This window comes from Mesorhizobium sp. ES1-4, assembly GCF_020164745.1.
GTDB lineage: Bacteria > Pseudomonadota > Alphaproteobacteria > Rhizobiales > Rhizobiaceae > Mesorhizobium.
Genome location: NZ_JAIUGV010000014.1, coordinates 98613 through 111986 on the forward strand (window position 1 = coordinate 98613; position 13374 = coordinate 111986).

Here is a 13374-nt window from a genome sequence, read left to right on the forward strand (position 1 = left end):
CAGCGATGACGTTTGATCTGACAAAATTGGGCTGGAAAGCCTTTCAGGATCTCGCCACAGCCGTTGCGGCCGAGATCCTGAAACGCCCGGTGCAGACCTTCCTGGGGTCGAACGATGGAGGTCGAGATGGAGCGTTTCTTGGGACTTGGACCGGTGACGACGGCCAGCCGGTCAAGTCGACGCTCCAGTGCAAGTACAAGGGGAAGCCGGGCGCCAACCTGACGTTGGCCAACCTCAAGAGCGAGCTGCCAAAGGCAGTGCTGCTGGCTCAGAACGGGCTCGCTGAGGATTATGTGATCCTGACCAATGCCGGCGTCTCGGGTGACGCGGACAAGGAGATTTGTGCCGCCTTCGAGGCGGCTGGCGTTAAGCGATGTCAGGTATTTGGCGGCTCGTGGATCCAGCAACAGCTCGACCAGAGTGTGCGTTTGCGCATGCTGGTGCCCCGCATCTACGGGATCGGCGACCTCTCGCACGTCATCACCGACCATGCCTATAAACAGGCCAAGGCAATCCTCGACAATATGGGATCCGATCTCAGCTGCTTCGTGCCGACCGACGCCTATCGACAGGCGGTCAAGGCGCTCCAAGAGCATCGCTTCGTCATCTTGCTGGGTGATCCGGCCTCGGGCAAATCGACGATCGCGGCGATCCTGGCGCTGGGCGCACTCGACGACGGCTGTATTGGCGCCGTGAAGATCAACGCGCCAGACCAGTTGCACTTTTGGCATCCTGGCGAGAAGCAGTTGCTATGGGTTGACGACGCCTTCGGGTCCAATCACTTCGACGTGGACCGGATGAGCCGGTGGAATGCCGAACTCGGCACGATGCGTGCGGCGATCGAGGGCGGCGCCCGGATCATCTTTACGTCCCGCAACTATATCTGGGGAGCGGCCCGACCCCACCTAAAGCAGAGCGCGTTCCGCTTGTTCAAGGAGAGCCAGGTCGTCGTAAATGTCCAAGAGCTGACCGATAATGAGCGCGCGCAGATGCTTTATAATCACGTCCGCCGGATCCAGCCTCAGGCAATGCGCCGGCGGCTGAAGCTGTTTATGCCCGCTGTCGCTGCCAACAAAGCATTTCTGCCAGAAACCGCACGACGGCTCGGTGATCCGCTGTTCATCAGCAAGCTGAAGCTGAGCTCGGGCCGGATGAAGGAGCTTGTCGAGCAGCCGGTCGAGTTTCTGACCGAAGTGCTCGAACAGCTCGATGCGCCATCGCTCGGCGCGATCGCATTGATTTTCCTCAATTCGGAAAGCGGCGTGCCGTCGCCGATCGGGCAGCACCCGGCGCTCGAAATGGTCACGCGGCTCTTGGGCGTGCAGCCGGCGGCTGTCGCCATGGCAATGGAGCATTTGAATGACAGCCTCACGCGGCGCCTTTCTGCTGACGACGGTGATCGCTGGGTGTTCCGACATCCGACCGTGACCGATGCATTCGCCGAGATAGTTGCCCGCTCCCCCGAACTGATCGAGCTTTATGTGCATGGCGCCAAGGTCGATCGGCTAATGCGCGAGGTGGTATGCGCACCGTTGACTGCTGAACATGCCCATGTCCGCGTCCCGGCCTCGCTGTTTGCAGTGCTCTTGGAGAGATTTCAGGATCGTTCACTCGACGAGAGTTTCAAATCGTTCCTTGGGGCCCGTGCGGGTGACGGCTTTCTCGGCAAGATCGTCGTTGCGCGGCCAGACATACTCGAATGGGCAGCAACGACAAATACCAGCTACCTTTCGTCGGGCAGTCTGGTGCTCTTGGCGGCCCTCAACTCATACGGTCTCCTGCCCGAAGCAGCCCGAGAGAGGATCGTGGAACGCGTGGACGATGACACGATCACCTGGATGCGGACTGATGTGTTTGCGAACAATATGTACCGGCAGATCTTCACTCACGAGGAGTTCGATGACCTTGCGGCGCGCTTCCGCAAAGAATGGCTGAATAATCTCGGGAACCTGCTCGACGACCTGCGCGACCGTTTCTCCTCAGACAACGAGCTCGGTCTCTATGAGGAGTTCAAGGACAGCATGGAAAAGGCCGAGGCCTTCTTCTTCCCCGAGGGCCGGACAGAGCTGCTCGATACCTTCTATTCCGAAGTCAGCACACATATCAGCACGCTCGAGGAGGACAGGTCCTCCTCTGAACCTTCCGTATGGTCGGCGCAGGCGACAACGTCGGCAAGTATCTCCGCGACGTCGGCTACGGCAGACAGCAGTACGATCTTCGACGATGTCGATGATTAGCAGGCAGAGCTGAGCCCCTCTGCTTGAATGGCTGCTTTGGTGCCGAGGAGACAGGCGCCTGTTGCGCGCTGGCCGCGGCGCCGCCTCGATGCCGTCAAGATGCTTGGAGGCACGTGCCTCAGCCCGGCTTTAGCCGCGTCGCGAGACGCCCGTCTTGAAAAAGGACTCGAACGGCGCACACCCAAGATCTCAAAGGAGCAGACCACGAAGCTCCAGGACCAAACTGGTGAGATCGCCCGCATAGCTCGCAACCATCGCCGGCAAAAATGTTTCTCTTCTGACGCGACTGAAATCCATGGGATGTCCCGCGCGCTCGCCGAGCATCGCCATGAATGACAGTTGCGATCGGCCATTGCCTTCCCGGAAAGGATGGATCGCATTCAGCTCGCCTAGGAAATGGGCGGCCTGGGCCACGAAAGCCTCAGCGGTCTCCGCTCCGATCACCGAGGGAAGCGCATTGAAAAGCCGCTTCATCTCGCCGTCGATATACTCCGGAAAGCAGAACGGATTGCCCGCCTTCGCAGTTCGCACCGTGCGGTACTTGCCAGCCCAGCTGTAGACATCCTGGAACAGGTGGTAATGGACGCGGCGATAGTGGCTCGGGTCATAACGACCGCGCGGTAGCGGCTCGCCAGCGCGCAGCGTTGTCATTTCAAGCTCAAAGGCCTCGAGCAATGCGGGATCCCGCAAGCCAAGCTTGTTCTTTAGGATTGTGGTACCTTTATAGGCGTAGGGATCGTCGAAGGCGTCGTAACCGACCGACATCACCCGCGGGACTTGGCGTCCAGATAAGCGCGGATGATCTCGGCCCGCTGATCGTCAGGCGAAAGCTTGCGCTTCTTTAAATCCGCAAGACGCTTGCGGCTGGCCGCGCTCAAGTTGATGCCTTCGACGGCTGTGATCGCCGCGAATGTGCGCTGTCCGAGGATATGGCTTGGCGCGCTAGGCGTCAGACCCTTGGTGGATTTCTTCATGCTTCCCCTGTCATCGAAGGCGACACTGACCAACTAGCGGTCGAGCAGCTTACGCGCCTGTGAAATGCGGTCCTTGAGCCCGGCTTGAAAGCTTGGGTCACGTCTGCGGGTCTCAATATGAGTGGTTATCGCTGCCCGAATAATATCGGACACGGGCCGATTTTCAACGCTGGCGACCATCTCAAGGGCCTGAGCCTGCTCTTCGGAGAGGCGAACAGTCATCGCTTTAGCTTGTTTCATGGCGCTGTTTTGCACCAAAACATGCCTCTTGTCAACCACCTTGGTATCGTGGTATCACGGTATCAAATTACGGAGGTGACGATGAGCGAAATTCAGAATGACGAGCACGGGCGCCCTGACCGTCCCAAGATGTTCGAGATCAAGATAGATCGCATGAACTACAAGGTCTCCGAGGCGATTCTGACGGGAGCGCAGTTGCGGCAGTTGCCTGAGCCCAACATTGGGCCGGATCGCGATCTCTTCGAGGTTGTGCCGGGCGGATCCGACGTAAAGATCGAGGCTGACGCGAAGGTCGAGATGCGCAATGGTCTGCGCTTGTTCACGGCGCCGGCGCAGATCAATCCTGGCCGTGGATGAGGGAAGGCGACGATGCTGCCAGCGGTCGACCAGGACTATCTGCAGGCGCGGGTGCCGGGCCATAGCGTTTCGCTCGATGGCGGCATGATCGCTATCATAATCCCATCCTTCCCGCTGCCGTCGGGATTCACGGCTGTCGCAGCCGATCTCCTGCTGCGGCTCTCGCCCGGGTACCCGGATGTTGCGCCGGACATGTGGTGGTTTGAGCCAGCGGTGCACCGCACGGATGGGCAGGTGATCGAGGCGACCCAGTCGCAGGAGGCCTATCTCGGCCGTACGTGGCAGCGTTGGTCGCGCCACTTTCAAGCCGGACAATGGCGGTCCGGCATCGACTCGCTCGAAAGCTATCTGACCCTCGTCAGGAAGGAACTTGACGCTGCCGGGAGGGCGCGCGCTGCATGATCACCACCTTGGTCCTTCCGGGCTCGCTCGCCGATGAGATCGCGACAGCCTCGCGCAACCCGATTGAATGCGCTGCGGTCCTTCTTGCGCGGCGTGTCGACACCGGCGCCGAGGTTCGTCTTCTTGGGCGATCGCTGCATTGGGTGCCGCAGGCGGCCTATTGCGAGCAGAGTTCGCACCACATGCTGATCCGCTCCGAAGGCTATGTCGGCGCGCTCGGCACTGCCGAAAAAGACGGTGCGGTCCCGATCTGGTTTCACACCCATCCCGGCCAGGAGGGCGTTCCCCTGCCGAGCCCCCACGACCGACAGGTCGACCGGGAAATAGGTGATCTCTTTCAATTGCGCAGCGGCTCTGGCGTATACGCGACGCTGATAGCGTCACCGCGTGGCGAGAACTTTGTCTTTAGCGGCGAGGTCACGCCTGAAGACGGCGAGACGGCGCCGATTGATCGCGTGTGGATCGTCGGCGATCGCTGGCGCCTTCTGCCGAGTCTCGCGAGCCAAGTCGCGAAGCCAGACGCGATCTTCGATCGCAATGTGCGCGCTTTTGGCCCCGATATTCAAGGTGTGCTCGGCGATATTCGGGTTACCATTGTCGGGGCCGGCGGCACCGGGTCGGCCGTCGCGGAACAGCTTGTTCGGCTCGGCGTGAGACATCTCCAACTGATCGACAACGATACCCTGTCGGCGAGCAACGTAACTCGCGTGTATGGCTCGACACCGCGGGAAGTCGGCCAGCCGAAGGTGGACGTGCTGGCGGCGCATCTGACGCGGATCGCTCCCGAACTTCGCTGTTCAACAATCCAGGGCATGGTGACGGTCAAGCATGTTGCCCAGGCCCTTCGGGCAAGCGATCTCGTCTTCGGCTGTACCGATGACAACGCAGGCCGGCTCGTCTTGTCGCGACTGTCGACCTTCTTGTTGACCCCGGTGATTGACGTGGGCGTTTTGCTCAGCAGCGATCGTAGAGGGGTGTTGACCGGCATTGACGGCCGAATAACGACGCTAACGGCCGGCGCGGCCTGCCTCGTCTGCCGCGGTCGGATCGATATGGCACGTGCGGCCGCCGAGATGCGCACGCCCGAGGAGCGGCAGCGATTGGCAGACGAGGGCTACGCGCCGGCCTTAGGCCAGGTCGAACCGGCGGTCGTTGCCTTCACGACCGCCGTCGCCGCCGCCGCAGTCAACGAACTGCTCGATCGCCTGATCGGCTACGGTCCCTCTGAGCGGCCGACCGAGACGCTGCTGAGGCTTCACGAACGCGAGATCTCGACCAATGAGGCCCTACCGCGCCAGGGCCACTATTGCGATGTGGCCCAGGGCAAGTGGGGGGCGGGCGATGAGGAGCCGTTCCTAGGCCAGTTGTGGGGCACGGCATGAAGATTTCCTGGTGGCAATGGCTTCCGATCTGGCGCTGGCGCGTGGTCGGTGCGGCCGAGTCGGCCGACGAGGTGCCGGACAGGTTGCCGCGCAACGGTGTCGCGCTCATTGGCGACGTCAATCGAACGAAGTGGATCGTCTTTGATTGCCCTTGTCGAACTGGACATCGGATTATGCTCAACGCCGATCCAAGTCGGCGGCCCCACTGGACGTTGAACCAAGTCGTTCGACTAACCATTTCTCCAAGTGTGGATTTCAAAGGAAGTCAACGACGGTGTCATTACTTCATTCGTAACGGCAGGATTGCCTGGGCTAAGGATAGCGACCGATGAACGATAGCGGAGAAGCAGCCGAAGAGCCGCAACCAATTACGCCGCAGCCGCCGCGTGCGATCGAAAAGACACCCATGTACACGGCGATGAATGCGGCGCGCTATCAACGCCAAACACTCATCCGCGACATCGAAAGGGACCAGCCCAAATTGATCTGCTACGTCGCAGGCAACAAGGCCGCCGTCGACCGCATCGATACGCTTGGCTTCGTCGACATGCTTCACAACATCAATCCGGGCGACCCCATCGATCTCCTGCTGCATACGCCCGGCGGCGACATTGATGCAGCCGAAAAGCTAATTACGCTGGTCAGGAGCGCGGCCGGCGAGGATGGGCAACTAAGGGTCATCGTACCTGATTATGCCAAGAGTGCCGGAACATTAATGGCGCTCGGCGCCAACACGATCGTCATGAGCGACTCGTCGGAGCTCGGACCGATCGATCCTCAGGTCTCATCCAAGGATGGCAACGGCTCCGACGTAGTTTATTCCGTTTTGACCTATCTGAACGCCTATGACGCGGCAAAAAAGGCGCTTCGCGAAGCACCCGGCGATCTTGCGGATAGGATCACCTTCGAAAAATTCGACCCCACGATCGTGCGCAAGTTCCAGTCGGTCAGGGACCGGGCGCGGTCCTTCGCCGAGAATCTGCTCAAACGGAGGGGCAAGAATTTCTCGAAAATCACCACCGAATTGATGGACGTCGCCAAATATCAGTCGCATGCTCAGATGATCGGCTGGGAAGCCGCGACCGAGATCGGTTTGACGGTCGAATACATACCAGCAACCGACGTGGTCTGGCGCAAATATTGGGCGCTCTACTGCCATTTGCGTCTGGCTATCGAGAGCGAGCAACGGATTTTCGAATCGAATTATGTGTCGCTGCTGCTTTAGGGTGGCAAAGCCCATGTGATGCGCTGGCCGTCGCAACCTGTGGCTTGTGGCAGGCCGAGCGCGACGGACTGGAGTGGGCGGTAGGGCGACATGGCCCGGCTGTTTCACACCTACGCATTCGTTCCGGCCGTGCGGACCTTTGCGCAGCAGGACATACCATTGCCGGTGCAGCAGACCGACGTCGGGGCGCCTCAGGTTCCAGGCATTGCCAGAGTGGACGCTGTTGCGGCCAAGCCACGGTAAGGGGAACCTAACTTTCAAATCGATAGACTACTTGGCCTCGAGTTCTATGAAACGGAAGTTGCTTCGCAAGTGCCCCAACGCTAATGTTCGCTTCAAAGTACGCGCGGGGGCGCAGTGGGGTTTAGATACAGAAAGTCATTGAGGCTTATTCCCGGTGTTCGCCTGAACGTCACCGGGAAAGGGCTCAGCAGTGCCTCCTTTGGGAGACCCGGCTCCACCTTGAACATGGGCCGTGGCGGCATTCAGAGCACGGTTGGTCTTCCCGGTTCGGGCATGTCCTATTCTTCCAAGCGCAGCGGCAAATCAGCTCTTTTTCTGGGTTTGTTGATCGCAGCACTCCTGGCCCTGATCTACCACGCCGCCAGGGGGAGCCGTGCGGCCCAAGTCTCCTTGCTCGTTATTGTCGTCGTCGGTGTGGGAGCGGCCTTGATAGCACAGAATTCCGACACAAAATCCGGGGCTGCGCCAAACCTGACATTGGCCCCCCGAACCCACCGCCAGGAACCGGTGCCGACCCAACCTCTGCCGCCGGCAAGCCGCGACATCAGCCCTTCGAATCCGCCGCCAGATGTGGAAGCAGCCAAAGGGCCGGTTAAGCAGGACGCTCCTGTTGGCGATAGCTCGCCCACCTCCGCTGCTGATCTGAAAAGGCCAAGCACGTCATCGGGAACCGATCTGGGTTCCTCGGTAGCGGTCGAGCAGCCGCCAGGCGAGCAATTCCCAACGGCAGTCGCGACCAGGAACGCGAATATCCGTTCGGATCCTTCCATGGCCGGCGCTGTGATGAGTCAGGTTCCGGCGGGCACCACTTTGACAGTGGTCGAAATCAATGGTCGTTGGGCCCGGGTCAGCAAGGACGAAGTCACATTGGGGTGGATCAACCGCTCGCTGCTGGCGGCGCAGCCCTCCTACCAGTAGCACACCGGGCTTCTGCCGCCTGGCCTGCTGTAAGCGCTCCGACCCCCGCACAAACGCCCGTTTCGCATCAGGTCGTATGGGCAATCGCATCTGCCGACCACGGCGTCTCTGACAGGATCGCCCGAGGCATGCTCCGAAACCGTGCCGTCATCTGATGCAGCCGCTGGCGCGACCGGTGTGGTCGAAGTCAGTTCGACTGGCTTTGCCTGGCTGAGGTAGTCGCCATGGATCCATCCGATCCGTGCGGAGACCGTCACGTTGTACCAGTCGCCTTGTTGACCGTTGGTCTGGACCAGGTCGCCCAGCGGAAGTGTGGTGATGATACGCGCCCCGGTGTCCGGCGCGACCCTGACACGGACTTTTTTGGTGGTGTACAGCCAGCGAACCAACGTGGCGGGGTTGGGCTCCTGGGCAGCCACTGCGTCGGGCTTTGCATAGGAAATCGAGCTGTTGCTCGGCTGTACCTCAGGCACCGCGGCGGTGGTTGCCGCAGGCACCGCGGGCGGGGCGGGGGGTGGCGATCGGGCGTCGATGCTCGACATGGCCCACCCGATAGCGCAGAAAACCGCGATGCCCCAGCCGATCCGTTGTTGGCTGACCATTTCACCCTCCCTGCACAATACAAAACAGAGCAGTCCGCGAAAGTCGAATCGACTTTTGGGTGGCGAAATCTCAAGTCAATTGACAGCAGAAACCGAGCATCTTTAGATAGGGAAGGGGATTGAAAATTGGGGCGGGCAAGCGCCTCGACGCGCTTTGCAATTCCGGTTTCAATAATTTTGGACGCTACCTGCCGAATGCCGGAAGACCCGGGCTTGCGGGAAGCGATATTTTGGCGAAAAGGCGAGTAAAATGTCCAACCAGTTTGATCAGATACCATTTGGGGCTGCAGAGTTCGCGGATAACCCAGAACCTCGCTGTCCATGCCTCCTTCTGCTCGACACGTCCTATTCCATGAACGGAGCGCCGATCGACGCGCTGAACCAGGGCCTTGTCGCGTTCAAGGACGAGCTCGCGGCCGACAGCCTGGCGATGAAACGCGTCGAGGTCGCCATCGTCACCTTCGGACCGGTCAACATCGTCGCGCCTTTCCAGACCGCTGACCTATTCACGCCCAGCACGCTGGCGACCAGTGGCGACACCCCAATGGGTGCGGCGATCGAGCAAGGCCTCGAGATGTTGCGACGTCGGAAAGATGAGTACCGCGCGAACGGCATCTCCTATTACCGCCCCTGGGTCTTTCTGATGACGGACGGCGCGCCCACGGACAGCATCGTTGCTGCCGAACACGCGGTCAAATCCGGCGAGGCGGCAAAGGCGTTTTCGTTCTTCGCCGTTGGCGTCGAGGGTGCCAACATGGACATCCTTGCCAAGCTCTCCACACGCCAGCCGCTCAAGCTAAGTGGCCTCAAATTCCGCGAGCTGTTCTCATGGCTCTCCGCATCGCTGTCGGGCGTCTCGCAGTCGCAGGTCGGACAGACCGTGGCGCTCCAATCTCCCGCAGGTTGGGCCGAGGTGTGATGTCTTGGCGCATAGCGTCGGCTAGCGCCATCGGCACTTCGCATGTCACGGCCGGCAAGCCCTGTCAGGATAATTCGGTCCATGCCCTGATCGAGGGCAGGGAAGGTCCAATCCTCGCGGCCGCTGTCTGCGACGGCGCTGGCAGTGCGGCGCACTCGGAGGTTGGGTCTTGGCTAGCCGGGCAGAACCTGCTGGAGCTCATTTTCGTGCACTTCACAGAGAACGGGGCGCTCGATCAGATCGACCGGCCAAAAGCGTTGGGCTGGGTGACCGAAATTGCCGAGCGCATCGCCGCTCATGCTCGCGCCCTCGGGCACGAGGTGCGCGATTATGCATGCACGCTGCTGGTTGCCATCCTCGGCCCCACAAGCACCGTGTTCTTTCAGGTCGGTGACGGCGCGATGGTTGTTTCGCATGGCAGTGAAGACGGATGGTCCTACGTGTTCTGGCCGCAGCACGGCGAGTTTGCCAATACGACCAACTTCGTCACGTCGTCAAATGTCGCAGATGTCCTCGAATTCGAGTTCGCGCCGCGGCGCATTGATGAGGTCGCGCTGTTCTCGGACGGTATCGAGAACCTCGTCTTGCATCAGGCTTCGCGCAGCGTTCATCAGCCTTTCTTCGATACGATGTTCCCGGCTGTCAGACGATCGGCGGCGGCGGGCGAGGATTCCACGCTGTCGGATGGGCTGAGGGCTTATCTGCTTTCGCCGCAGATTTGCGAGAGGACCGATGATGACAAGTCGTTGATCCTGGCCACGAGATCGCCAGCTGAAGCGATGGTGGCCGCAAAATGAATGCCAAGGTCCGCGAGGTGTTCACCCTGCGAGGGGAAGTCCTCAAGCTTGGCGAAATCGTCGGCCAGGGCGGCGAGGGCGCCGTCTACGACCTAGCTGCACACAAGAACCATGTCGCCAAAATCTACCACCGGCCGCTCGAGCAGCAGAGGATCGACAAGATCCGTGCGATGGGCAAGATCAAGACCGATTCACTCGAAAAGCTAACGGCCTGGCCGACGGGGCTCGTCTGTTCCAAGGACAGCAAGCCCATCGGGCTGATTATGCCGAAGATCAGCGGGCGCAAGAGCATCCATCAGCTCTACAGCCCCAAAAGCCGCAGAACTGACTTTCAGCGGGTTGATTGGCGATTTCTGACACGTGTGGCAGCAAACACCGCGAGGGCATTTGCGGCCGTTCACGACAACCCTCATCGAGCGAGCGGCGCTCGCACCTCTCGGCGGAGCGCTATTGCAGCGCTTAATCTTCTTGCCGGGGACTGACATTGATATTGCCTCCGCAGGTGGTCTCGGACGATCTTCAAATAGCCTACACGTTCGCGATGTAGCATACGGCGTCCAAAGGGACAGCAAGCACACATACGATCTTGCGAAGGATTGCATGAATTTTTTGGGCGCCCGATACGGCCCGACGCGTCCGTTGTTGGTGGACGAATATCAGAACTTCACACCCACTGTTTTGCGGGAGCTGCTGCATCTTCAGGAGCGCTGCGGCTTCGCTTTACTGCTCGCCGGCAACACTCATCGGTTAGCGGGCACGAGGCGTGATACCCACGCTGTGGATCAGATCGAAAGCCGTATCGGCATGCGTTTCGAGATCGGGCAGCCGACGCGGGAGGACTGCGTGAGGATTGGCGCCGAACACAACGTTGAGGGAGCCGACGCCTACGAGGCAATCGCCACCTACGGGCAAAACACCTCACTTCGCGCGCTTTGCCATCTCCTCCAGAATTGCGCTGCCGATACCAGCGGCCTCGGCAGCATTCGTCTTCCCCGGATAGAGACCACGCTTCGCGGCATGTCGTGCGGCGGCGATGTGCTCAGGCTTCTGCACGAGCGCCGAAACGCCGCCGCAGACGACCTCCGCGGCCCGGCTTAATTCCGGACGGCGACAGATAATTCCGGACGGCACACTGGTATGATGTCCGGAATTGTTTGGCATTTCATGGGGTTTACCAGTCCGGAATTAAGGGCCTCGGGTGTCCGGCCTATGCCATTGAAAACAAAAGGGTTTTCAGGCCGAGGATAGGGGTTCCAAGGACCAGGTTTACCAATGGCCTCAATGGCAGCTAATTCTGGACGGGCGTTAAGTGGTTGGATTAGCGTGGAATTTAAGCGCCTTTATTGGTCAACCCGCTTACGGTCAGCAGCGGATTGGTCAACCCAAGACCCCCAGGATTGGTAAACCGAAGCAGCAGCCCTATCGACCAAGACTCAGCTCTGTACTTCCCCCACAATCCGTTGAGACAGATGGCGTCAGAATCTCAGCGTAGGTAACGTGCGCGCAATAGCGACGTCCTGACTTAATTCCGGACTGCGACAGATAATTCTGGACGCCACACTGGACTTTGAAGATAGATTTCCAGAAACCGCCATCCTCTTCACGGCCTCAGATTGCGTTGAACGTGCCGGCATCGCCAAAATCTGCGAGCGATTTCCTTGGATCGGTATAGCGCGCGGTGTCAGAGCCGTTTCGGCATCCAGGCTATGCATTGTTCCAAGCGTTCCAACCTAGCCTTTTGCGAACGAAGCTGGTGACCTACGTTAAGCAGATTGGATTTGCCTTTGGAACCAGCCGCATTGATCAATTCGGATTCAAGCAAGGCTATCCGATCGCGCATCTGCTGATGCCTCCGTCAATCGTATTTCTCTAATCCAGCCTAGGCCGCGCATATTCAACGATCACCATCCATGCAGCACGGAGTAGCATCCGAAAACTAACACCGGCAGATTCGAAAAACTCGCATTTTAACCGTTGCTAAAATTCTCCGCGCTGTTTTACGTTTGCACGCTCTCCCGACCTCAGACGACGGCGACCTTTCCTCGCCCCTCTAGTTTCAGAATAATCTTAATTGACTTGGTAACGGCTCTTTCATAGCCTCTATCTAAAGAAACAGTGTCAATCTTCAAAGAAAGAACATGACGCCTCGCGCAAAGCGTATTCTTGGCAAATCGATAGTCGTGACGATAATTGCAATCGTCGCGACGTTTGGTCTGTCGTTCACGGCAAGAATCGCCTTGGACATGCCGATCGATTGGCTGAGTTGGGTGGAATGCACCCTCATTCCCATCCTGATTGGAATGCCCGTCGGCGCCTACATCTTCGCCCAGTCGGAAACGATCCAGGACACATGTGACAAGTTGGAGAAGTCCTATGCGGCCCTGAGAGAGACCCACGACAGGCTGGCGTTCGTCACCAGCCACGACCCGATGACGGGGCTTCTTAGCCGCGGCGGATTCATGGCAAGGATGGACAGGAAGCGCGATGAGGGTGAATACGACACGCTTCTTCTTGTCGACCCGGATCACTTCTCCTTGTTTAATGACAAGCACGGATATTCCAAAGGTGACGAGGCCTTGGTTCGAATAGCAAAAGCGCTTGTCTATCTAACGCGCCCTGGTGATTCAATTGGGCGCCTTGGTGGCGAAGAGTTCGGGGTGCTGCTGCGAGGAGTGCACAAAGAGCAGGCAATGACCATTGCGGAGAACATCCGCCGTCTTATCGAAGGGATGCCCTGGATCAAAGGGCAACAGGACGATGTAAAGGTGACTGCCAGCATCGGGGGTGCGGAAATTCCTCCCAATGCAGATACTCAGGATATTCTTCGCACAGCGGAACGATGCCTTTTTGAAGCAAAACAGCGTGGCCGGAACCGCGTTTCGTTCGACTGTGAAGCGACCAGATTGCGAGTCGTGACACCATAGCTTGCCCCCGCTGTAATGTCCGGAAATATCTGGCATTTCGCGGGGTTTACCAGTCCGGAATTATGGGTCGCTGGTGGGTGGCCTATGAGATTGAAATCAGGAGGGTTTTCTGGCTGAGGGCAGGGGTTTCCGATCTTAAACCGGGTTTACCAAT

Annotated in this window: 16 protein-coding genes; 12 read left to right on the forward strand and 4 right to left on the reverse strand. The window is 59.2% G+C overall.

Going from position 1 to position 13374, the window contains the following annotated elements; genetic code table 11:
* The first annotated feature begins 5 nt into the window (after positions 1 to 5).
* The gene (locus tag LB556_RS24270) at positions 6 to 2237 is read left to right on the forward strand and encodes a zeta toxin family protein (RefSeq protein WP_224570122.1); all 2232 of its coding nucleotides are present in this window, start codon (positions 6 to 8) and stop codon (positions 2235 to 2237) included.
* Positions 2238 to 2426: 189 nt separating this feature from the next.
* Here LB556_RS24270 and LB556_RS24275 read toward each other — a convergent pair whose 3' ends face one another.
* Genes LB556_RS24275 through LB556_RS32085 form a run of 3 tightly spaced genes read right to left on the reverse strand, consistent with a single transcriptional unit; the run spans position 2427 to position 3391 of the window.
* A complete protein-coding gene (locus LB556_RS24275; protein ID WP_224570123.1) occupies positions 2427 to 3002 on the reverse strand; it encodes a Fic/DOC family protein in 576 nt (191 codons plus the stop codon).
* Entirely contained in the window at positions 3002 to 3211 is a 210-nt protein-coding gene (locus tag LB556_RS24280; RefSeq protein WP_224570124.1) for a hypothetical protein, read from the reverse strand. The genes LB556_RS24275 and LB556_RS24280 overlap by 1 nt, the downstream gene beginning before the upstream one ends.
* A gap of 33 nt (positions 3212 to 3244) precedes the next feature.
* Positions 3245 to 3391, reverse strand: a complete 147-nt coding sequence (locus LB556_RS32085) for a hypothetical protein (RefSeq protein WP_246462373.1) — start codon at positions 3389 to 3391, stop codon at positions 3245 to 3247.
* On the opposite strand from LB556_RS32085, the gene LB556_RS31725 reads away from it, so the two are divergent.
* The 6 genes from LB556_RS31725 to LB556_RS24315 all read left to right on the forward strand — a co-directional run bounded on the left by LB556_RS31725 (position 3329) and on the right by LB556_RS24315 (position 7978).
* Complete coding sequence (locus tag LB556_RS31725) at positions 3329 to 3808, forward strand: multiubiquitin domain-containing protein (RefSeq protein ID WP_263485466.1); 480 nt, start codon at positions 3329 to 3331, stop codon at positions 3806 to 3808. The genes LB556_RS32085 and LB556_RS31725 overlap by 63 nt on opposite strands.
* A 12-nt stretch (positions 3809 to 3820) precedes the next feature.
* Positions 3821 to 4210 (forward strand): E2/UBC family protein, encoded by a 390-nt coding sequence (locus LB556_RS24295; protein ID WP_224570126.1) that lies wholly within the window; start codon positions 3821 to 3823, stop codon positions 4208 to 4210.
* A complete protein-coding gene (locus tag LB556_RS24300; RefSeq protein WP_224570127.1) occupies positions 4207 to 5592 on the forward strand; it encodes a ThiF family adenylyltransferase in 1386 nt (461 codons plus the stop codon). The genes LB556_RS24295 and LB556_RS24300 overlap by 4 nt, the downstream gene beginning before the upstream one ends.
* Positions 5589 to 5924, forward strand: a complete 336-nt coding sequence (locus LB556_RS24305; protein WP_224570128.1) for a DUF6527 family protein — start codon at positions 5589 to 5591, stop codon at positions 5922 to 5924. Before LB556_RS24300 ends, LB556_RS24305 begins: the two co-directional genes overlap by 4 nt.
* Positions 5921 to 6817: an SDH family Clp fold serine proteinase gene (locus tag LB556_RS24310; protein WP_224570129.1), complete on the forward strand. Its 897-nt coding sequence runs from the start codon at positions 5921 to 5923 to the stop codon at positions 6815 to 6817. Before LB556_RS24305 ends, LB556_RS24310 begins: the two co-directional genes overlap by 4 nt.
* Positions 6818 to 7174: 357 nt before the next feature.
* Positions 7175 to 7978 carry a DUF4236 domain-containing protein gene (locus LB556_RS24315; RefSeq protein WP_224570130.1) on the forward strand — a complete coding sequence of 268 codons (804 nt, stop codon included), beginning with the start codon at positions 7175 to 7177 and terminating at the stop codon, positions 7976 to 7978.
* Here LB556_RS24315 and LB556_RS24320 read toward each other — a convergent pair.
* On the reverse strand, positions 7969 to 8580 hold the full coding sequence (locus tag LB556_RS24320; RefSeq protein WP_224570131.1) for an SH3 domain-containing protein: 612 nt from the start codon (positions 8578 to 8580) through the stop codon (positions 7969 to 7971). The genes LB556_RS24315 and LB556_RS24320 overlap by 10 nt on opposite strands.
* A gap of 250 nt (positions 8581 to 8830) precedes the next feature.
* Here LB556_RS24320 and LB556_RS24325 point away from each other — a divergent pair, with 250 nt between their 5' ends.
* The 5 genes from LB556_RS24325 to LB556_RS24345 all read left to right on the forward strand — a co-directional run bounded on the left by LB556_RS24325 (position 8831) and on the right by LB556_RS24345 (position 13220).
* Positions 8831 to 9499: a vWA domain-containing protein gene (locus LB556_RS24325; RefSeq protein WP_135921462.1), complete on the forward strand. Its 669-nt coding sequence runs from the start codon at positions 8831 to 8833 to the stop codon at positions 9497 to 9499.
* Complete coding sequence (locus LB556_RS24330; protein ID WP_224570132.1) at positions 9499 to 10296, forward strand: PP2C family serine/threonine-protein phosphatase; 798 nt, start codon at positions 9499 to 9501, stop codon at positions 10294 to 10296. Before LB556_RS24325 ends, LB556_RS24330 begins: the two co-directional genes overlap by 1 nt.
* A complete protein-coding gene (locus LB556_RS24335) occupies positions 10293 to 10778 on the forward strand; it encodes a hypothetical protein (protein ID WP_224570133.1) in 486 nt (161 codons plus the stop codon). The genes LB556_RS24330 and LB556_RS24335 overlap by 4 nt, the downstream gene beginning before the upstream one ends.
* A gap of 118 nt (positions 10779 to 10896) precedes the next feature.
* A complete protein-coding gene (locus LB556_RS24340; RefSeq protein WP_224570134.1) occupies positions 10897 to 11394 on the forward strand; it encodes a hypothetical protein in 498 nt (165 codons plus the stop codon).
* Positions 11395 to 12434: 1040 nt separating this feature from the next.
* On the forward strand, positions 12435 to 13220 hold the full coding sequence (locus LB556_RS24345) for a GGDEF domain-containing protein (protein WP_224570135.1): 786 nt from the start codon (positions 12435 to 12437) through the stop codon (positions 13218 to 13220).
* Positions 13221 to 13374 lie beyond the last annotated feature (154 nt).

Bases quoted from the DNA above. Each gene is read 5' to 3' on its own strand.
- LB556_RS24270 (WP_224570122.1), top strand. From the start codon at position 6: ATGACGTTTGATCTGACAAAATTGGGCTGGAAAGCCTTTCAGGATCTC.
- LB556_RS24275 (WP_224570123.1), bottom strand. From the start codon at position 3,002: ATGTCGGTCGGTTACGACGCCTTCGACGATCCCTACGCCTATAAAGGT.
- LB556_RS24280 (WP_224570124.1), bottom strand. From the start codon at position 3,211: ATGAAGAAATCCACCAAGGGTCTGACGCCTAGCGCGCCAAGCCATATC.
- LB556_RS31725 (WP_263485466.1), top strand. From the start codon at position 3,329: ATGAGTGGTTATCGCTGCCCGAATAATATCGGACACGGGCCGATTTTC.
- LB556_RS32085 (WP_246462373.1), bottom strand. From the start codon at position 3,391: ATGGTCGCCAGCGTTGAAAATCGGCCCGTGTCCGATATTATTCGGGCA.
- LB556_RS24295 (WP_224570126.1), top strand. From the start codon at position 3,821: ATGCTGCCAGCGGTCGACCAGGACTATCTGCAGGCGCGGGTGCCGGGC.
- LB556_RS24300 (WP_224570127.1), top strand. From the start codon at position 4,207: ATGATCACCACCTTGGTCCTTCCGGGCTCGCTCGCCGATGAGATCGCG.
- LB556_RS24305 (WP_224570128.1), top strand. From the start codon at position 5,589: ATGAAGATTTCCTGGTGGCAATGGCTTCCGATCTGGCGCTGGCGCGTG.
- LB556_RS24310 (WP_224570129.1), top strand. From the start codon at position 5,921: ATGAACGATAGCGGAGAAGCAGCCGAAGAGCCGCAACCAATTACGCCG.
- LB556_RS24320 (WP_224570131.1), bottom strand. From the start codon at position 8,580: ATGGTCAGCCAACAACGGATCGGCTGGGGCATCGCGGTTTTCTGCGCT.
- LB556_RS24325 (WP_135921462.1), top strand. From the start codon at position 8,831: ATGTCCAACCAGTTTGATCAGATACCATTTGGGGCTGCAGAGTTCGCG.
- LB556_RS24330 (WP_224570132.1), top strand. From the start codon at position 9,499: ATGTCTTGGCGCATAGCGTCGGCTAGCGCCATCGGCACTTCGCATGTC.
- LB556_RS24335 (WP_224570133.1), top strand. From the start codon at position 10,293: ATGAATGCCAAGGTCCGCGAGGTGTTCACCCTGCGAGGGGAAGTCCTC.
- LB556_RS24340 (WP_224570134.1), top strand. From the start codon at position 10,897: ATGAATTTTTTGGGCGCCCGATACGGCCCGACGCGTCCGTTGTTGGTG.
- LB556_RS24345 (WP_224570135.1), top strand. From the start codon at position 12,435: ATGACGCCTCGCGCAAAGCGTATTCTTGGCAAATCGATAGTCGTGACG.